Source organism: Streptomyces glaucescens (assembly GCF_002154375.1).
Lineage (GTDB): Bacteria > Actinomycetota > Actinomycetes > Streptomycetales > Streptomycetaceae > Streptomyces > Streptomyces glaucescens.
The window spans coordinates 26,576-44,244 of sequence record NZ_MUND01000147.1; the positions used below are offsets into that span (position 1 = coordinate 26,576).

Below are 17,669 nucleotides of genomic sequence, written 5' to 3' on the forward strand. Positions count from 1 at the left end.
GCGTTGTACGGCCCCACGGCGCTGCGAGAGCATCCGGAGGCATGGAACAGCCTGCCGGCACACTCCGTGCCGACCAAGTCGTACTGCGCCGATGGCGTGTGACCGATCTCGACGCCCTGGAACGGGCGATCGGTGAATCCGTGGACCACCTCCTGCCGTGGTTGCCCTGGGCGGCGGGCCACAGCAGGAGGCAGACCGCCGACTTCCTGGCCCGCAGCCATGACGAGTGGGAGACCGGGCAGGCCTTCGGCTACGCGATCACCTCGGGTGCCGCGCTGACCGGCAGTTGTGGCCTGCACCGCCGTGTCGGCGCGGGAGGACTCGACATCGGCTACTGGATCCACCCGCGCTGGACAGGGCGAGGCCTCGTGACCATGGCTGCGGCGGCTCTCGTCGATCAGGGCTCCCGGCTGGCGGGCATCGACCGCATCGAGATCCATCACGATGCCGCCAACCCCGCCAGCGGGGCCGTTGCCCGCCGCCTGGGTTTCACCGAGATCGAACACCGGCCGGCGCCGGAGCCGCTGTCCGCTCCCGGCGAGTCGGGCACTGACGTCATCTGGCGCCTGACGGTGGACCAATGGCGGGCGAGGACGTCCGAGCAGGCTCGACGAGCGGGCTGAGCGGGGGCGCCGCGCGGCCTCCTGGTCTCATGGGCCGCGGGGCCGGGCGTCCCCGCCGTCTCCGGCCCCCGGCGGGCCGTTGCGGTCGGTCGGCGGGCGGCCGGGCGGGGCCTCGCCCGCGGTGAGGTGCTCGAGGACCTCGACCAGTTCCTGGCAGGCCAGCTCCACCGAGCGCCGGGTGTTGTGCTGCTCGATGATGACGGCCGACAGCAGCAGGGAGGTCAGGGCCATGGAGCCGTTGAAGACCTGGAGTTTGATCATCACCTCCGTGCGCGTCAGGTCCACGAAGGGGCCGCTGCCGTCGGTGGCCGCGACGGTGGCCAGCACGGAGGCGAACAGGGCGCACAGCACGCTGCCCGCCAGCTGGAACCGCAGCGCCGCCCAGATCAGCAACGGGTAGATGAGATAGAGCAGGCTCAGCTCGCTCTGCGTGGCCAGCGGGATGATGGCGCAGGCCGCGACGAACAGGACCAGGGCCTCCTTCCAGCGCGCCGGGTCGGGTGTCCGGTGTGCCTCGCTCAGCAGCAGCAGAGCCGGGGTGACCAGCAGCACCCCCATCGCGTCACCCACCCACCACGCCAGCCACACCGGCCAGAAGCCGTCCGTGCCGAGTTTGCCGGTGAGGACCAGCAGGCCGACGCCCACCGTGGAGCTGATCAGCATCGCGGCCAGCGCTCCGAGGAAGACCAGGGCGACGCCGTCCCGTAACCGGCTCAGACCCGTCCGGAAGCCCACCTTGCGCAGCATGAGGTAGGCGCAGACGGGGGCGACGGTGTTCCCGGCTATGTTGCCGAGCACGGCGGGCCGCAGCGGAGCGAGGGACAGGACGACGAAGAAGGCTCCGAGTGCGATGCCCGGCCAACAGCGCAGGCCGAAGACGAACAGGGCGGCCAGGGCGACGCCGGTGGGCGGCCAGATGGGGGTGAAGACCGCGTCCCCGACCACGAGCTGGCGAAGCAGGCCCAGCCGTCCCGCCGCGTAGTAGCAGGCGGCCACGGCCAGCGTCTGGAATCCGTAGACGATCGCTCGGCGCCGATCAGGGGTACGCACCACAGTAGCCATCACACACCGGGACGGGCCGTTCGGCGAGGCGGTGGCGCCTGTCGGACGCCCTTCGGCTGATCAAGGCGAGTGAGGGGCGGGTCTCTCGCGGCCCACGACGAGGACGGCGGCGTCGTCCGTGTGTCCCACCCGTTCGGCGCCCTTGATCACCGCGGTGGCCAGCGAGGTCGCCTCCAGGCCGGCGACGGCGGCGACGCCCGCCAGCCGCACGACCTGGTCGAGGCCCTCGTCCAGGCTCAGCGCGGGTCCCTCCACCACCCCGTCGGTGACCAGCACGAAGACGTCGCCCGCGAAGAGGCGGTGCTCGGTCACCGGGTACGTGATCTCCGGAAGTACGCCGAGGGGCGGTCCGCCCTCGTCCTCGGCGAGGCCCGAGCGGCCGTCTGCCGTGGCCCAGACGATCGGTATGTGTCCGGCCCGCGCGCTCTGCAGCACTCCGGTCGACGGGTCGAGGCGGATGAAGGTGCACGTCGCGAAGAGGTCGGTGCCCAGGGAGAGCAACAGGTTGTTGATGCGGGTGAGGAGTTCGCCCGGCTCGCTCGTGACGGAGGCGAGGGCACGCAGTCCGACCCGTACCTGCCCCATGAAGGCGGCCGCCTCGATGTTGTGTCCCTGGACGTCGCCGATGGACAGCCCGACGCAGCCGTCGGGCATCGTGAAGGCGTCGTACCAGTCCCCTCCCACGCTGAGGGCGTGGTGGGCGGGCTGGTACTCGACGGCCAGCCGGAACCCGGGGACCCTCGGCAGGCTGGTGGGGAGCATGCCCTGCTGGAGGGCGACGGCCAGCTCCACCCGTGACCGCTGGAGTTCCGCGCGCTCCCGGGCCTGCGCGGTCAGCGCGCCGAGCCTGGCGAGCAGCTCGTCACCGTCGTCGGTCGGGTGCTTCCGGGTCATCGATCACTCCGGCCAGGTCAGTGGCCCTCTTCGGGTGAGGAAGATTGCGGTGGACATCTGGGTGGCTATGAAATGTCGTATCAAAATTCGAAATTCTACCCGGGAGCGGGCGCTTCGGCGCGCTGAGCGCGGCGGCGGTGATCTGCTCGATGGTGTGAAAAGGAGGACGATCCTCCTCCGTCCGGGCGGTCGGGTCAGCACACTGCTGGTTCTGATGTGGGTGGCCGCGCGTGCCGGGGAGGCGCCGGGCCACCGCGACCGCACGTACGGCGAGAGGGGGAACAGGGTGGCGCCGCGGCGTACTCCACTCGGAGAGAGGTTCCGCTACTGGTTCGACAGCACGCTGGCCCGCGGCGCCCCGGCGCTGGTGGGCTGGCTGGCCCTGCTGTGCCTGGCGGTCGTGGTGCCGGCCAGCGCGGTGGTGGTGTGGACCGACCCGCAGGCTCCGGCCTCCCTCGGCGGCCGGCTGACCCAGGTGTGGCGGCTCACCGGCGAGACGCTGCGGCTGGGCGGTGCCACCGGGGCGCCGCTCAGAGTGGTGCTGACCGTGCTGCTCGCCCTCGTCGCGCTGCTGTACGTCTCCACGCTCGTCGGCCTGATCACCACGGCCCTGACCGAGCGGCTCATCGCGCTGCGCCGGGGCCGTTCCACGGTCCTGGAACGCGGGCACGCCGTGGTACTCGGCTGGTCCGAGCAGGTTTTCACGGTGGTGGGTGAGCTGGTCGCCGCCAACGCCAACCGGCGGGGCGCGGCGGTCGCCCTGCTGGCCGACCGCGACAAGACCGTGATGGAGGAGGCGCTGAACACCAAGACGGGGCCGGGCGGCCGGACCCGGCTGATCTGCCGCAGCGGTCCCCCCACCGACCCCGCGGTCCTCGCCCTGACCAACCCGGCCGAGGCCGGTGTCGTGCTGGTCCTGCCCCACGACGAGCCCGACGCCGACGCCCAGGTCGTCAAGACGCTGCTGGCCTTACGGGCGGCGCTGCCCGACCGTGACGCGGGACCGCCCGTCGTCGCCGCGCTGCGCGACGACCGCTACCGGCTGGCGGCGTCCCTCGCCGCCGGTCCGAGCGGCATCGTCCTGGAGAGCGACACCGTCACCGCCGCCCTGATCGTGCAGGCCGCCCGCCGCCCCGGCCTCTCCCTCGTCCACCGGGAACTGCTCGACTTCGCCGGGGACGAGTTCTACCTGACCACCGAACCGTCCCTGGTCGGAAGCCTGTTCGGCGACGCGCTGCTGTCGTACACCACATCGAGCGTCGTCGGACTGATGCGAGGCCACGTCCCCCTGCTCAGCCCGCCGCCGAACACGCCGATCGGCCCGGGCGACCTGCTCGTCGTCATCTCCCGCGACGACGACACCGTACGGCTGGACGACTGCTCCCACCTGGTGGAGAAGACGGCGATGGCGAGCGAGCAGCCGCCTCCCGAGCGGCCGGAGCGGGTGCTCCTGCTCGGCTGGAACCGGCGGGCGTCCCTCGTCATCGACCAGTTGCGCCGCTGCGCCCGCCCCGGCTCGGCCGTCGACGTGATCGCGGAGAACGGAGAGGTCACCCCCCAGGAGGTCGACGACGCCGACCGGGAAGCCGGAACGGGGCTCACGCTGACCCTGCGCCGGGGCGACGTCACCTGCCCCGAAACCCTGCGCGGCCTGGAGATCGCCGCGTACGACAGCGTCATCGTGCTCGGCCGGGACCCGGCCCCCGGCCACTCGTCGGACGAACCCGACATGCGCACCCTCGTGACCCTGCTGCTCCTGCGCCGGCTGGAGCGGGCCGCGGGACGTGAGCTGCCCGTGGTCACCGAGCTGATCGACGACCGCAACCGGGCGCTGGCTCCCATCAGCCCCGGAGCCGACGTCATCATCAGCGGCAAGCTGATCGGCCTGCTGATGGCGCAGATCTCCCAGAACCGGCACCTGGCGGCGGTGTTCGAGGAGCTGTTCTCCGCCGAGGGCAGCGGGGTCCACCTGAGACCGGCGACCGACTACGTGCTGCCGGAACACGAGACGCCGTTCGCCACGGTCGTGGCCGCGGCCCGGCTCAGGGGCGAGTGCGCCATCGGCTACCGGAGCCACGACGACGCGTCCACCGGCCCCGGGTACGGCGTCCGGATCAACCCGCCCAAGACCGAGCGCCGCCGCTGGGGCGCGCGGGACGAGGTCGTGGTCGTCGGCCGGGACTGACGCATGGTCCAGGCGAGTCACCCGGCCACCGCCCGCCCGCACGCCTGCATGGCGCACGGCCGGGCAGACGGTATCCCGGGAAGCCGGACCGGCAGGCGCCCCGGCGGGGCAGGTTGGCCGCCGGCCTGAGGCGCGAGGAGACGCAGACGATGGGGACGGCCGTACACGTTCCGCAGACGCGGGACATGATCGGGGAGGAACTGTCCGGCGACGAGGCCTTCACCGCGTTGCGCCACTACGGCGGCATCCGGCTGCTGACCGACGCGTTCTCGCGGTTCCGGTACGCCGACGGATTCACCAACGCACGCGCCCTCGGCTTCCAGATCGTGCTCGGCATGGTGCCCTTCACCATCGCCCTCGTCGGTGTCGCCACGGCCGCCCACACCGAGAGCGTCGGGCGGATCATCGAGCTGACCCTGGGCCGGATCGTGCCCGGTGCCAGTTCGGAGGTGGTCGAGGAGGCGCTGACCGGCACCCGCCGCAGCGCCCACTCCGACATCTGGAGCACCATCGCGCTCTGGCTCGGTCTGGCGTTCTCCGTCCTCAACCTGGCCTCGGCCATGGCCCAGGTGGAACGGGGCGCCAACCGCATCTACGGCATCGAGCGCGACCGGCCCTTCCCGGCGAAGTACGGCCGGGCACTGCTGCTCGCCTTCGCCGCGGGAGTGCCGATGGTGCTGGGCTTCCTCGTCCTGGTGGCGGGCGAGGCCGTGGGCGAGTCGACCGCCGAGGCCTTCGGCTGGTCCGGAACCGCGGTGTGGTGGGCGGCCGTGCGCGTCCCGGTGGGACTGGTCCTCGCCGTGGTCGCCTCGGCCGTCATCTTCCGCTGGTCACCGCGCCGGGACCAGCCCGGCTACACATGGCTGGTCTTCGGTTCGGCCCTCCACCTGGTGCTGTGGGTCGGTGCCACCTGGCTGCTGGCCCTGTACGTCGAGGAGAGCGGCTCCTTCGGTGCCGTGTACGGGCCGCTCACGGCGTTCGTGGCGCTGCTGCTCTGGGCCAACCTCACCGGCGTCGCGCTGTTCCTCGGCATCGCCTTCGCCGCACAGCTGGAGGCGGCGAGGGCAGGGCTGACCACCGCCGTACGGCCGGACCCAGGGCCGGGCGCCTGAACGGCGAGGCACCACTGCCTTCCCGTTTCCCGGCGACGAAGACGCCCCCTGCCGCATCCGGCAGGGGGCGTCTCCTCGTCCGGCCGCTCGGTCAGAACCTGGGGCTGGGCGACTGTGCCTGGACGAGTTCCGCGGCCTCCGCCTCCGTCTCCACGCAGGGCGGGGAGCCGGCCAGCGGTTTGTTGGCGGTCTCCTTCATGCACAGGACGGCGATCACACCGATGACGGCGGCGCCCGTGGCGTAGTAGGCCGGCATCAGATTGGTGTCGAAGGCGCTGATCAGAGCGGTGATCACCAGGGGAGTCGTACCGCCGAAGAGCGACGTGGAGAGGTTGTAGGCGACCGAGAGGGAGCCGTAGCGGACCTGGGTGGGGAAGATCGCCGGAAGCGCCGAGGACATCGTGCCCAGCATCGTCACCAGGGACAGCCCGAGCAGGAGCAGGCCCACGGTGATGAGGACGACGCTGCCCTGCCGGATGAGGAGGAAGGACGGCACGGAGAGGAAGAGGAAGCCGAGCATCCCCGTCATCAGCAGCGGCTTGCGCCCGAAGCGGTCCGAGAGCCGTCCGACCTGGTTCATGACGCACATCTGGAGGACCATCACGACGAGCAGGATCAGCAGTCCGTGCGTGGTCCCGTAGCCGAGCTCGTCCGACAGGTACGTCGGCATGTACGACAGCAGCATGTAGTCCGTGATGTTGTACGCGGCGACGAGCGCGACGCACAGCAGCAGCGGCCGCCAGTAGCGGGTGAAGATCTTGCCGAGGTCACCCGTGGCGGAGGTCTCCACGGCATCGGCGGCCTCGCTCGCCCTGACCTGGCCGCCCTCCAGCTTCTGGAACGCGGGCGTCTCGTCCAGCTTCAGCCGCAGGTAGAGGCCGATGAAGCCGAGCGGGGCCGCGACCAGGAAGGGGATGCGCCAGCCCCAGTCCAGCATCTGCTGCTCGGTGAGAACGCTGGTGAGGAGCACGACGAGTCCGGAGGCGCCCACGTAGCCGGCGAGCGTGCCGACCTCCAGGAAGCTGCCGAAGAAGCCGCGCCGCTTGTCCGGCGCGTACTCCGCGATGAACGTCGAGGCGCCGCCGTACTCCCCGCCGGTGGAGAACCCCTGCACCATCCGGAAGAGGATCAGCAGGACCGGGGCCCAGACGCCGATGCCGGCGTGCGGGGGGATGAGGCCGATCGCGAACGTTCCCACGGCCATCATGATCATGGTGATGGAGAGGATGCGCTTGCGGCCGACGCGGTCGCCGAGCGGCCCGAAGACCATTCCGCCGAGCGGACGCACCAGGAAGGCGACCGCGAAGGTCGCGAAGGAGCTGAGGAGCTGGGCCGTGTCGCTGCCGGAGGGGAAGAAGACCTTGCCGAGCGTCGCGGCGAGGTAGCTGTAGATGCCGAAGTCGTACCATTCCATCGCGTTGCCGAGGGCAGCGGCCTTCGTGGCGCGTTTCACCGCCGCCTCGTCGGTGACGGTGATGTCGCTGCGGCGCAGCCTGGGATGACGTCGCTTCTCGATCGCGCGGAAGAGCACCCGGTGGCGCCTGACCGCAGCGGGCTCCAGCGACTCGTCCTTGCCGGTCGCCGCCATGACAGTATTCCTTTCGCCGGTGAACTACCGGCAGGTCTCCTGCACACTTCTCGCGCGCTCAAACGATCGTTGTCGCGACGCGTCGGAGGGGTCACGCACCGTAACCCCGACGTCAAGAGCGGTCCCCGCGCCCGCTGCTGAGAGAGCTGCGCGATCATGTGCGCATGGTCAACACCTCACGGCGGCGGATGCTCGCCGCCTTCGCGGCCTCCGCCGCCTCCCTCCCGCTCACCGCTCTGGCCGCGTCCGACGCCCGGGCCGCCGCGTCGGTCGCCGCGGTGGATCCGCTCACCGGCCCGTCCGCCCTCGGCACGGCCGGGTCGGCGGTGACCCTCGCGCCGCTCGACGCCTCGTACTTCTCCGCGCTCACCCTGGGCAGCCCCCTCACGGCGACCGTGCTGCCCGGAACCCCGGCGCGCACCGAGATAACCTCCGGCGGCCGGCGCGTGGCACTGCTGACCCACGGCGCCCGGACCGTCCTGCTGCCCGGCCCGCGGCGCACGTTCGCCGAGAACAAGCGCCCCTTCGCCGACGACTTCACGCGCACCCTGCCGGACCTGACGCTCCCGGAGGAACAGCGCCAGTACTGGGGCTCGTCCCCCGGGGGTGGCAGCTGGTCCACGCTCGGCCCGGCGGCCGGCGACTACTCGGTCACGCCCGGCGCCGGAGTCATCGCCCTCACCACCGACCACGCCAGCCGGCACGCCACCCTGCGCGACGCCGACATCGCCGACGTGGACGTGCGCTGCGTCGGCCGGTTCGACAAGGTGCCGACGGGGCAGGCCTGCTCGTTCGCGCTGTCCTTCGGCTACCAGAATCCCCACGACAACTACCGGGCCCGGCTGTCGTTCCTGACCACGGGCGCCGTCGAACTGCGCGTCGAGAAGGAGGTCGCCGACACGGTCGCCCCGCTCGAACCGGCGGTGACCGTCGCCACCTCGGTCGCGGCCGGCACCGACTTCACCGTCCGGGTGCGCCGGGAGGGCACCCGGATCCGGGTCAAGGCCTGGCGCACCGCCTCGGCCGAGCCGTCCGCGTGGACCGTCGACACCACCGACCCGACCTTCGGCCCGGGACGGGTCGGCCTGCGCGCGCTGGCCAACGACGGCTGCACCAACCTGCCCGTGAAGCTGTCCGTGAGCCGCTTCGAGGTGTCCGCCGCCACCTGGGCCGTGCCTCCGGCCGTCACCCACGGCGACTGGGTGCGCGTGCTGCCCGAACCCTTCGACGGCACCTGGACGGACGCCCTGGAGCGGACCGTCCGCGCCTGGGCGGGCTCCACGGCACCCGACGTCCTGGCGTACGCCGCCATGTTCCTCGGCGGGGCACCCGCCGTCACGGCGGGCGCGGGTCCCGCCCAGGGCAGGCAGGTCCTCGGCGAGGCCGGTTACGGCTACCTGGATCCCCAGGGATACCGCTACGAGGGCGCCGACTTCCACGAGTACATGAACAGTGGCTGGACCTTCCCCGACGGCACCCACACCGGGCCGTCGAGCAAGCAGGCCGGCAACCTGGACTGCTCGGGCTACACGCGCATGGTGTACGGCTACCACATGGGTGTGCCGCTCGCCGCGGGCGCGGACACCTCCGGGCTGCGTATCCCGCGCAAGTCCCGGGACATCGCGAACCACGCGCCGGGCGTGCTCGTGGACCGGACGGACGGCAGCCGGCCGCCCGCCGCGGCCCAGCTCCAGCCCGGCGACCTCGTGCTGTTCAACGCCGACTCGGGTGACGACAACCCGACGGCCACCGTCGACCACGTCGGCATCTACCTCGGCCGTGACGCGGCGGGCAAGCGGCGGTTCCTGTCCAGCCGCAAGACGGTGAACGGACCCACGATGGGCGACCTCGGAGGCCCCTCGCTGCTGGACGGCACGGGCACCTACGCGACGACGCTGCACACCGTACGCCGTATCTGAGACCCCACCCGCGTGGAGAGGACTCCCGCCCGCCGCACGTTTCATCACAGGAATTCCTTTTGCGAAGCGGCGGGCGGGGCATGCGGTCATACGAGCCCGCGCTGGAGCGCCGGGCGTGATCTGGGGAGACTGTTGGTATGGATGTTGCCCGGCGGAACAATGTCACCGTCACCGGCAACCCGCAGGGACCGGCCGTACTGCTGGCCCACGGGTTCGGCTGCGACCAGAACATGTGGCGGTCGACGGTTCCCGCCCTGGTCGAGGACTACCGAGTGGTGCTCTTCGACTACGTCGGGTCGGGCCGCTCCGACCCCTCCGCGTTCGTCCCGGACCGGTACGCCTCCCTGGAGGGCTACGCCCGCGACGTGGTCGAGGTCTGCGAGGCGCTCGACCTGCGCGACGCGGCGTTCGTGGGGCACTCCGTCAGCGCCATGATCGGGGTGCTGGCCGCCGACATGGCTCCGGAACGGATCGGTGCGCTGGTGATGGTCGCCCCGTCGCCGCGGTACATCGACGACGAGGACTACCGGGGCGGGTTCAGCGCGCAGGACATCGACGAGCTGCTGGACGCGCTGGAGTCGAACTACCTGGGCTGGTCGGCGGTGATGGCGCCGGTCATCATGGGCAACGCCGACCGGCCCGAACTCGGCGAGGAACTGAAGAACAGCTTCTGCGCCACCGACCCGGACATGGCCCGGGTCTTCGCCCGCACCACGTTCCTGTCGGACTCGCGGGACGACCTGAAGCGGGTGCGTGTCCCGACGCTCGTGCTGGACTGCACGAACGACGCCATCGCACCCCGGGAGGTCGGTGCCTTCGTGCACCGGTCGATACCCGGCTCGACGCTCGTCACGCTCGACGCGACCGGCCACTGCCCGCACATGTCCGCGCCCGAGGCCACCAACGAGGCGATCACCAGGTTCCTGGCGGGCCTGCGATGATGTGCCGCGAAGAGCACGACCCGCGCGGCGCCGACCAGGCGGTCTTCGCCGCGCTGCTGGAGGACAGCGCGGAGGAGCTGTACGAGAGCGCGCCGTGCGGATACCTGTCCACCCTGATGGACGGCACCATCGCGAAGATCAACGCGACGCTGCTGGGCTGGCTCGGCCGGGAGCGGGCGGCCGTCGTGGGCCGGATGCGCTTCAGCGACCTGCTGACCGTGGGCGGCAGGCTGTACCACGAGACGCACTTCGCGCCGCTGCTGCGGATGCAGGGTGAGATCAGCGGGATCGCCCTGGAGATCAGACAGGCCGACGGCGGACGTGTCCCGGTGCTGGTCTCCTCCGTGGTCAAGCACGGCAGCACCGGTGAGCCCCTGCTGATCCGCACCACCGTCTTCGACGCCCGCGACCGCCGCGCCTACGAGGAGGAACTCCTGCGCGGCCGGAAGGTGGCCGAGGAGGCGCGCAGACAGGCGGAGGCCGACCGCGCCCGGCTCCAGGACGCCCTCGCGGTGCTCCAGCAGGCGCTGCTGCCCGACGCCCTGCCGCCGATACCCGGCGTCGAGACGGCCTCCTACTACCACACCGCCTCGCCCGACCGTCTCGGTGGCGACTTCTACGACGTCTTCCCCATCGACGGCAAACGCTTCGGGTTCTTCCTCGGCGACGTGTGCGGCAAGGGCCCGCGGGCCGCGGCGGTCACCTCGCTGACCCGCTACACGCTCCGTGCCGCCGCCCTGCACGACCCCGACCCCGTCTCCGCCCTCACCACGCTGAACAAGGTGCTCCACGAGCGCTACGCGGGGGAGGGGGACCCGCGTTTCTGCACGGTCGTCTTCGGCGTTCTCGAACCCGACGCCGCGACCGGACAGACGGCCGTCCATCTCGCCTCGGGCGGCCACCCTCCCGCCCTCGTCCTGCGGGCCGACGGCACAGCCGGCTTCCTGCCCACCCCGGGCGGTCTCCTCGTCGGCATCCTGCCCGCCGCGCCGTTCGCCACCGCCACGACCGTCCTCACCGCAGGCGACACCCTCCTCCTCTACACCGACGGCCTCACCGAAGCCCGCACCGGCGAGGGACGCGCCCGCCTGTACGGGGACGAGGCCCTGCTCTCCTTCGTGACCGACCACGCGGGCGAACGCCCGCCCGACGTGATCCACGCCCTCACCGAGCTGCTCCGCGGTTTCGGTGACGGCCTCGACGACGACACCGCCCTCCTCGCCCTAGGCGTGCCCGCACCCGGCACGGAGACGAAACACACGATATGAGCCCGCTGCAGATCACCCTTCGAGACGCCGTCACCGGTCCCGTCCTGAACGTCACCGGCGAACTCGACTACACCAACGCCGCCGAACTGCTGGACCGGATCACCGCGGTCGCCCTGCAGCCGGGCCGGCGCCTCGTGCTGGACCTGGGCGGCATGAGGTTCTGCGACTCCAGCGGCATCAGCGCCCTGATCGCCGCCCGCAACCACGCCCTCGCCGCCCAGGCCGACTTCGCGCTCGCCGCCGTACCCGACCACACTCTGCGCGTCCTGCGGATCGTCGGTCTGGACCAGATCCTCACCTTCCACCCCGACAGCGACACCGCCACCCGGCCCTGAGCGGCCCATCGGGTCCAGCGGCGAACGGGCAGGCCCACAGCCCTGGAACGGGCCCGGTCGCGGCATCCGCCCGACCGGTGGGCCGACCGGCCGAGTTGAGACGGCACGCTCCCAAAGGTTCACCCGTACGCGACCGTTCGGTCAGCCGAGGGGCTGGGCACGTTCCTCACTGACCGTCATGCTCCGTACATGACACGTAACGCGAAGAGATCCGCTGCCGCTCGTGCCGTGACGGTCGCCGCTGCCGCCCTGACGCTTCTGCTGACCTCCACCTCCCACTCCGGTGCCGCCGAACCGGCCGGTCCCCGACTGCCGTTGGGCGACGCCGACCTGGTCGAGACGCGCAGCAGCCGGACGCTGGCGGACGGCGTCACCCTCACCCGCATCGTCCGGGGCACCGAGCCCGCGCCCCCCGGCGAGATCAACACGACGACCCGCGGCCCCTGGGTGGTCAACGTGCTCACGATCGACCCGCGCAGGGCGGACGGGCACCTCGCCGTCACCTACGGTCCCGACCTCGCCGCCACCGAGCGGACCACCGACCTGGTCCGCTCGGCCGGCGCGCTGGTCGGCGTCAACGCCTCCTTCTTCACCTTCACCGCCAACCGGCAGTACCCCGGCGACCCGGTCGGACTCGGCCTGTACGACGGGCGCCTGCTCAGCGAGCCCACCACAGACCCCACCGAGGCGGACTTCGTCCTGGACGCCCGCACCCACCGCACCCTCATGGGCAAGCTCAAGTGGTTCGGCAAGGTGAAGAACCGCGAGACCGGGGCCGAACTGCCCCTGGAGTTCCTCAACCACCCGCCGGTGGTGCCCCCCGACTGCGCCGTGCCGGCCCCCGGCGCGACGTGCGCCTCACCCGGTGACGTCGTGCGCTTCACCCACGACTTCGCGCCGGCCACGCCCAGCGGCGCCGGTGCCGAGGTCGTCCTCGACCGGAAGGGCTGCGTCGTCCGCACGGCGACGACCCGCGGTACCGCGCTGGCCCCGGGGGAGACGTCCCTCCAGGCGACCGGCCGGGAGAGCGCGGACCTGCTGCGCGTCGCGGGCAACGGCTGTCTGCGGACCACCTCCCAGCTCCTCGACGAGCGCGGCCGGCGCATCCCCGTCCGCGACGGCCTGTACGGGGTGAACGGGCGCTACCGCCTCACCCGGGACGGCGAGATCGTCGTTCCCGACGGCGTCGGCAGCTTCTTCGACCGCAACCCGCGCACCATCGCCGGCACCATGCGCGACGGCCGGATCGTCCTCGTCACCATCGACGGCCGGATGACGACCAGTGTCGGCACCACCATGAAGGAGACCGCCGCCGTGGCCCACGCCCTGGGCCTGCGGGACGCGGTCAACCTCGACGGCGGCGGTTCCACCACCATGTCCCTGCAAGGCACCCTCGTGAACAAGCCGAGCGGTGCCACCGAACGCCCCGTCGGCGACGCGCTCGTCTACCTGGAAGGGCCCTACCGGCCGAGCCGCGCCTGAGCCAAGGACCGCCCATGATGCCGCGTCCACGACACCGCCCGCTCGTGGGCGCAGCATTCAAATGGCCTGTGTCCGCCCTTAGCTGACAGACCGTCGGTAGATCTGCCGTGAACCGCCCTCCGGGCCGGGCCGAGCGGCCTCGGCGGGCGGGAAGCCGAGGCCGCTCGTGGAACACGCGCGCACCGCTGCCGACGACGCCCGGGTGGTCGTCCCCGAACGTGACCACCTCGACGGTGCCCGGGCTCCGCACGAACCGGGGTACCGCCTCCGGTCAGCAGGGGCAGCGCCGCGTGCCCTACCGACTCCCCAGCAGGCTCAGTGCCTCCATGGCCTCGCGTTCCAGGCGTGAGAGGTCGCGGAGGACGCCACCGGCCTGCGCGAGGCATTCGGCGTCGCCTGACTCGCCGGCCTTGGCGATGAGGCCGGCGACCTCCGTCCACAGGGTGGCCGCCTCGGCGTACAAGCGGTGACCGGAGCGCAGGTGGCCGCTGTCGACGAGCTGGGCGCATTCGGCCAGGAAGTCGCGGTAGAGATTGCGGAACAGCGCCCCGCCCGTTCCGGCCTTCTCCATCAGGAGGGCCGCCTGCGGCAGGTCCCGCTGCGGGTCGTCGGTCCGCTGGAGCCAGGTGCGCACCCGCTTGCCGGCCTTCTCGATGCCCCGGTGGCCCAGGTTGGCGATGGGCGGGTTCAGGAAGGCGTCGGCGCAGCCGGTGATGGCGGGGACGACCCGGTCTCGGAGGGAGGGCGGATCCTCCGGAACGGTGAGGGTGAAGGACCGGTGTCTGGCGGTCATCGGGCCGCGCGCGGCTCTCGCAGCGGCGAGAGCGGCACGGCTGGTGGAGACCGCTCCGCCCTGTTGCGCGGTGTCGACCAGGTAGGCGTCGTGGTCGTCGTAGCCGTACATGGCGACGACATGGCCGCCGAAGTGGACCTTCGAGGTGAAGTAGTCGAGGTGGTAGCTGTCGAGCTGGAGTCCGACGGGTCGGCCGGCGTCGATGAGGGTGGCCACGTTCTCCCAGGCTCTGCGCGGGGAGGCGGTCTCCCGGACCTCGAGTTCCAGCCCGAGGGCCGAGGCCAGGTTCCGGGTGAGTTCGAACGGCTTGACGCGGCCCCCGAGGAAGGGGAAGCCCATGTTCTTGCTGTCCCAGTAGACGAAGGACAGACCGGAACCCAGGCCGAAGAGCATGGGCTCGGACAGATCGAGCCCTTGATGCCGCAGCAGCACCCCCAGGGTCGTCGTCTCGCAGTGCTGCGTGGCGCGCACATCGACGTCTCTCACCTTTGCCATGCCTTACCCTCCTGCTCGTCTCGCACGCCCCCGGGGGGACCCACCCACGGCGGGAGGGCCCAGCCGTACCCCCCCGGCCTGCCTGGGTGTGAACGGGCCGGGGTGAATGGCCGGAGTCTTCCCTGGGCGGGTCCGCGGCGGCTTCCTACGATGCCATCGCTCCGGCTCATCTCGGCGGTCCCCCTTGATTCTTCATGGAGTCGGGCCGACGAAGGTCCGGGCGCATCCACCCCCCACCGATCCGAACGAAGGGGAGAGACCATGGCAAGTGGGCTGCTCCTGAGCGGCACGGTCGCCGCGCTCGTCACCGCCGCGCTGCCCGCGCACGACCCGTCCACCGGGTTCGTCGATCCGCCGCCGGACAAGATCGTCATCAACGTCGCCACCGTCAACGGCTCCGGCTGCCCCGCGGGCACCGCCGCCGTCGCCGTCTCCGAGGACAACACCGCGTTCACGGTGACCTACAGCGACTACCTCGCCCAGGCCGGTGGCGACTCCGACCCGACGGCGTTCCGCAAGAACTGTCAGCTCAACCTGATCGTCCACGTACCGCAGGGCTTCACGTACGCCATCGCGAGCGCGGACTACCGGGGCTTCGCCGCGCTCCAGCCCGGTGCCACGGCCGTCCAGCGGGCCTCGTACTACTTCCAGGGCTCGTCGCAGACGGCGTTCAAGAGCCACCCCCTCGCGGGCGCCTACAACGACAACTGGCAGGTCACCGACGTCACCGACTGGGCGCAACTGGTGTGGGCGCCGTGCGGCGTGCAGCGCAACTTCAACATCAACACGGAGATCCGTGTCAACGCGGGCACCTCCTCGCCGGGCAAGGTCAGCTTCATGACGATGGACTCGACCGACGGCGACATCAGCACGGTGTACCACATGGCGTGGAAGGAGTGCCCCGGCGGGTGAGCGGAGTCCGCCCGGGGGCGGGCGGGGACGCGCCGGCCGGAACGGTCAGTTTTCGAGAAGCGTCGGCGGCCCGGCGCCGCCTACGGTCGAAGACATGAACTCCATCGACTTCGTCACCCTGGAGGTGGCCGACACCGCGGCCGCCGCCCGCTTCTACTCCACCGCCTTCGGGCTGGACTCCGCGCAGGTGCGCCTGCGTGGCTCGAAGACCCCGACGACCGGCTTCCGCGGTTTCACGCTGTCCCTCGTGGTGTCCCAGCCGGGCAATGTGGACGCGCTCGTCGGCGCCGCCCGCGAGGCGGGTGCCACCGTCCTCAAGCCCGCGTCGAAGTCGCTGTGGGGCTACGGCGGCGTGGTGCAGGCTCCGGACGGCACGATCTGGCAGATCGCGACGTCGGCGAAGAAGGACACCCGGCCGGTCACCCGGGACGTCGACGAGATCGTGCTCCTGCTGGGCGTCGAGGACGTGAAGGCGAGCAAGCAGTTCTACGTCGGGCAGGGCCTCACCGTGGGCAAGAGCTTCGGCGGCAAGTACGTCGAGTTCGCCACGGGGCCGGGCACCGTCAAGCTGTCCCTGTACAAGCGTCGTGCTCTCGCCAAGGTCGCCGGGGTCCCGGCCGAAGGCAGCGGTTCGCACCGGATCGTGCTGTCCGGCGCCACCAGCCCGTTCAGCGACCCGGACGGGTTCGTCTGGGAATCCACCGCCCCGGTGCCCCAGGCCGGCTGAGCGGCGGTGCGCCTCCGCCGTCCGCGGCCAGGGACTCGCGGCTCGGGGCTCGCTCCGGCGTGCCGCTCGACCGGGAGGCGGGCGGTGTCGTCCGCGCCGAGATCCGCGACGGCGCCCTCGTCCGTCACGCCGGCGGCGAAGATCTCCGCCGTGCCGACCGCCGCGCGGAGGTCCGCCACCACCGAGCGCGCCGCTTCGGCCCCTGGCCGTGGCCGCGGCGACAGGGTGTCGGTCGGCGGCGGCCGTGCGGTACTAGGGTCGACGCATGAGCGAAGACTCCAAGCGTTCCGTCGTCGTCGAGCGAACGGGCACCAGCCACTTCGTCGCCACCAACACCCGTGGCGGCACGATCCGCTTCGGCACCGCCTCCGACGGCGCCACGCACACCGAGTTCACCCCGGTCGAACTGCTGCTCGCCGCGCTCGGGGGATGCAGCGCCGCGGACGTCGATGTCGCCACCAGCCGCCACGCCGAGCCCGCCGAGTTCTCGGTCTCCGTGACGGGTGACAAGATCAGCGACGAACTCGGCAACCGCATGACCGGCCTCACGGTCACGTTCCACGTCGTCTTCCCGGACGGCGAGGGCGCGGAGCGCGCCCGCGCGATCCTTCCCCGCGCGGTCAAGACCTCCCACGATCGTCTCTGCACGGTCAGCCGCACGGTCGAGAGCGGCACACCCGTCACCGTGACCGTCGAGGAAGCCTGAGCCCGCACCGGCCCCCAGGGCGCTGCGCCCCGCGTGCCGTGCTCCCGGACCGCCCGTCCGTCTCGCCCGACGGGACGGCTGCAGGCTCCGCACGGCAGGCCGTCGCCCACAGGAGCAGAGCCGCCAGGCTGAAGGACGCTCCGAGGGCGGTCACGGCCGGCCAGCCCGCCGACGCGTAGGCGAGGGAGGAGCCGAGGGCGCCCAGGCCGCTGCCCGCCGAGTAGAAGACCATGTAGCCGCCGATGATCCTGCTGCCCGCGTCGGGGCGGACCGCGTGCACCAGGGTCTGGTTGGTGACGTGCACGGCCTGCACGGCGAAGTCCAGCAGGACGGCGCCGATCGCCAGTGCCCACAGCGACTGCCGGGTCAGAGCGATCGGAAGCCAGGACAGCGCCAGCAGGGCGAGGCCGACTCCGGTCGTGCGCCGGGCGAGCCCCCGGTCGTTCCAGCGCCCGGCCACTCCCGCGGCGACGGCTCCGGCTGCCCCGGCGATGCCGAACGCGCCGATCGCGGTGTGCGACAGGGACCACGGGGGACCGCTCAGGGGTTGCGCCACGCCGCTCCACAGCGTGCTGAACGCCGCGAACACCAGCAGGGCGAGCACGCCCCGGATCCGCAGCTGCGGAT

16 protein-coding genes and 1 pseudogene are annotated in these 17,669 nt (G+C 71.8%); 11 read left to right on the forward strand and 6 right to left on the reverse strand.

Annotation, left to right across the window (positions count from 1 at the left end):
* The first annotated feature begins 41 nt into the window (after positions 1–41).
* Positions 42–623 carry a GNAT family N-acetyltransferase gene (locus tag CCN42_RS11055; RefSeq protein WP_086735003.1) on the forward strand — a complete coding sequence of 194 codons (582 nt, stop codon included), beginning with the start codon at positions 42–44 and terminating at the stop codon, positions 621–623.
* A gap of 27 nt (positions 624–650) precedes the next feature.
* Here the strand turns inward: CCN42_RS11055 and CCN42_RS11060 are convergent, their stop codons facing one another.
* Together CCN42_RS11060 and CCN42_RS11065 are read right to left on the reverse strand one after the other, a co-directional pair.
* A complete protein-coding gene (locus CCN42_RS11060) occupies positions 651–1,685 on the reverse strand; it encodes an MASE1 domain-containing protein (RefSeq protein ID WP_086735005.1) in 1,035 nt (344 codons plus the stop codon).
* Positions 1,686–1,745: 60 nt separating this feature from the next.
* A complete protein-coding gene (locus CCN42_RS11065; RefSeq protein ID WP_086735007.1) occupies positions 1,746–2,579 on the reverse strand; it encodes a PP2C family protein-serine/threonine phosphatase in 834 nt (277 codons plus the stop codon).
* Positions 2,580–2,865: 286 nt separating this feature from the next.
* Between CCN42_RS11065 and CCN42_RS11070 the strand changes: the two genes are divergently transcribed.
* Positions 2,866–4,764 (forward strand): CASTOR/POLLUX-related putative ion channel, encoded by a 1,899-nt coding sequence (locus tag CCN42_RS11070; protein ID WP_086735033.1) that lies wholly within the window; start codon positions 2,866–2,868, stop codon positions 4,762–4,764.
* 149 nt (positions 4,765–4,913) lie between these two features.
* Positions 4,914–5,876: a YihY/virulence factor BrkB family protein gene (locus CCN42_RS11075; RefSeq protein ID WP_086735009.1), complete on the forward strand. Its 963-nt coding sequence runs from the start codon at positions 4,914–4,916 to the stop codon at positions 5,874–5,876.
* Positions 5,877–5,967: 91 nt separating this feature from the next.
* Here CCN42_RS11075 and proP read toward each other — a convergent pair whose 3' ends face one another.
* Positions 5,968–7,464, reverse strand: coding sequence for a glycine betaine/L-proline transporter ProP (proP, locus tag CCN42_RS11080; RefSeq protein WP_086735011.1), 1,497 nt, complete (start codon positions 7,462–7,464; stop codon positions 5,968–5,970).
* A gap of 164 nt (positions 7,465–7,628) precedes the next feature.
* On the opposite strand from proP, the gene CCN42_RS11085 reads away from it, so the two are divergent.
* The 5 genes from CCN42_RS11085 to CCN42_RS45620 all read left to right on the forward strand — a co-directional run bounded on the left by CCN42_RS11085 (position 7,629) and on the right by CCN42_RS45620 (position 13,409).
* Positions 7,629–9,383 (forward strand): NlpC/P60 family protein, encoded by a 1,755-nt coding sequence (locus CCN42_RS11085; RefSeq protein WP_086735013.1) that lies wholly within the window; start codon positions 7,629–7,631, stop codon positions 9,381–9,383.
* Between the two features lie 137 nt (positions 9,384–9,520).
* Positions 9,521–10,324 carry an alpha/beta fold hydrolase gene (locus CCN42_RS11090; RefSeq protein ID WP_086735015.1) on the forward strand — a complete coding sequence of 268 codons (804 nt, stop codon included), beginning with the start codon at positions 9,521–9,523 and terminating at the stop codon, positions 10,322–10,324.
* Positions 10,321–11,592 (forward strand): PP2C family protein-serine/threonine phosphatase, encoded by a 1,272-nt coding sequence (locus CCN42_RS11095; protein ID WP_086735017.1) that lies wholly within the window; start codon positions 10,321–10,323, stop codon positions 11,590–11,592. The genes CCN42_RS11090 and CCN42_RS11095 overlap by 4 nt, the downstream gene beginning before the upstream one ends.
* Entirely contained in the window at positions 11,589–11,927 is a 339-nt protein-coding gene (locus CCN42_RS11100; RefSeq protein WP_086735019.1) for an STAS domain-containing protein, read from the forward strand. The genes CCN42_RS11095 and CCN42_RS11100 overlap by 4 nt, the downstream gene beginning before the upstream one ends.
* 189 nt (positions 11,928–12,116) lie before the next feature.
* Positions 12,117–13,409 carry a phosphodiester glycosidase family protein gene (locus CCN42_RS45620; RefSeq protein ID WP_086735021.1) on the forward strand — a complete coding sequence of 431 codons (1,293 nt, stop codon included), beginning with the start codon at positions 12,117–12,119 and terminating at the stop codon, positions 13,407–13,409.
* A gap of 78 nt (positions 13,410–13,487) precedes the next feature.
* On the opposite strand, the pseudogene CCN42_RS44345 reads toward CCN42_RS45620, so the two are convergent.
* Positions 13,488–13,677: pseudogene (locus tag CCN42_RS44345) on the reverse strand (GNAT family N-acetyltransferase); the annotation flags it as partial.
* A 27-nt stretch (positions 13,678–13,704) separates the two neighbouring features.
* Complete coding sequence (locus tag CCN42_RS11115) at positions 13,705–14,697, reverse strand: BtrH N-terminal domain-containing protein (protein WP_086735023.1); 993 nt, start codon at positions 14,695–14,697, stop codon at positions 13,705–13,707.
* 261 nt (positions 14,698–14,958) lie between these two features.
* Between CCN42_RS11115 and CCN42_RS11120 the strand changes: the two genes are divergently transcribed.
* The 3 genes from CCN42_RS11120 (at position 14,959) to CCN42_RS11130 (ending at position 17,042) form a co-directional block, all read left to right on the forward strand.
* The gene (locus CCN42_RS11120) at positions 14,959–15,609 is read left to right on the forward strand and encodes a DUF4360 domain-containing protein (RefSeq protein WP_086735025.1); all 651 of its coding nucleotides are present in this window, start codon (positions 14,959–14,961) and stop codon (positions 15,607–15,609) included.
* A 94-nt stretch (positions 15,610–15,703) separates the two neighbouring features.
* Entirely contained in the window at positions 15,704–16,336 is a 633-nt protein-coding gene (locus tag CCN42_RS11125; RefSeq protein ID WP_086735026.1) for a VOC family protein, read from the forward strand.
* 265 nt (positions 16,337–16,601) lie between these two features.
* Positions 16,602–17,042: an OsmC family protein gene (locus tag CCN42_RS11130; protein ID WP_086735028.1), complete on the forward strand. Its 441-nt coding sequence runs from the start codon at positions 16,602–16,604 to the stop codon at positions 17,040–17,042.
* On the opposite strand, the gene CCN42_RS11135 is transcribed toward CCN42_RS11130, so the two are convergent.
* On the reverse strand, positions 17,017–17,669 hold a 653-nt coding region (locus CCN42_RS11135; RefSeq protein WP_245877233.1), incomplete at its 5' end, for an MFS transporter. The two genes, CCN42_RS11130 and CCN42_RS11135, sit on opposite strands and share 26 nt — an antisense overlap.

Coding starts and splice junctions, on each gene's coding strand:
- CCN42_RS11055 (WP_086735003.1), top strand. CDS start 42: ATGGAACAGCCTGCCGGCACACTCCGTGCCGACCAAGTCGTACTGCGC.
- CCN42_RS11060 (WP_086735005.1), bottom strand. CDS start 1,685: ATGGCTACTGTGGTGCGTACCCCTGATCGGCGCCGAGCGATCGTCTAC.
- CCN42_RS11065 (WP_086735007.1), bottom strand. CDS start 2,579: ATGACCCGGAAGCACCCGACCGACGACGGTGACGAGCTGCTCGCCAGG.
- CCN42_RS11075 (WP_086735009.1), top strand. CDS start 4,914: ATGGGGACGGCCGTACACGTTCCGCAGACGCGGGACATGATCGGGGAG.
- proP (WP_086735011.1), bottom strand. CDS start 7,464: ATGGCGGCGACCGGCAAGGACGAGTCGCTGGAGCCCGCTGCGGTCAGG.
- CCN42_RS11085 (WP_086735013.1), top strand. CDS start 7,629: ATGGTCAACACCTCACGGCGGCGGATGCTCGCCGCCTTCGCGGCCTCC.
- CCN42_RS11090 (WP_086735015.1), top strand. CDS start 9,521: ATGGATGTTGCCCGGCGGAACAATGTCACCGTCACCGGCAACCCGCAG.
- CCN42_RS11095 (WP_086735017.1), top strand. CDS start 10,321: ATGATGTGCCGCGAAGAGCACGACCCGCGCGGCGCCGACCAGGCGGTC.
- CCN42_RS11100 (WP_086735019.1), top strand. CDS start 11,589: ATGAGCCCGCTGCAGATCACCCTTCGAGACGCCGTCACCGGTCCCGTC.
- CCN42_RS45620 (WP_086735021.1), top strand. CDS start 12,117: ATGACACGTAACGCGAAGAGATCCGCTGCCGCTCGTGCCGTGACGGTC.
- CCN42_RS11115 (WP_086735023.1), bottom strand. CDS start 14,697: ATGGCAAAGGTGAGAGACGTCGATGTGCGCGCCACGCAGCACTGCGAG.
- CCN42_RS11120 (WP_086735025.1), top strand. CDS start 14,959: ATGGCAAGTGGGCTGCTCCTGAGCGGCACGGTCGCCGCGCTCGTCACC.
- CCN42_RS11125 (WP_086735026.1), top strand. CDS start 15,704: ATGAACTCCATCGACTTCGTCACCCTGGAGGTGGCCGACACCGCGGCC.
- CCN42_RS11130 (WP_086735028.1), top strand. CDS start 16,602: ATGAGCGAAGACTCCAAGCGTTCCGTCGTCGTCGAGCGAACGGGCACC.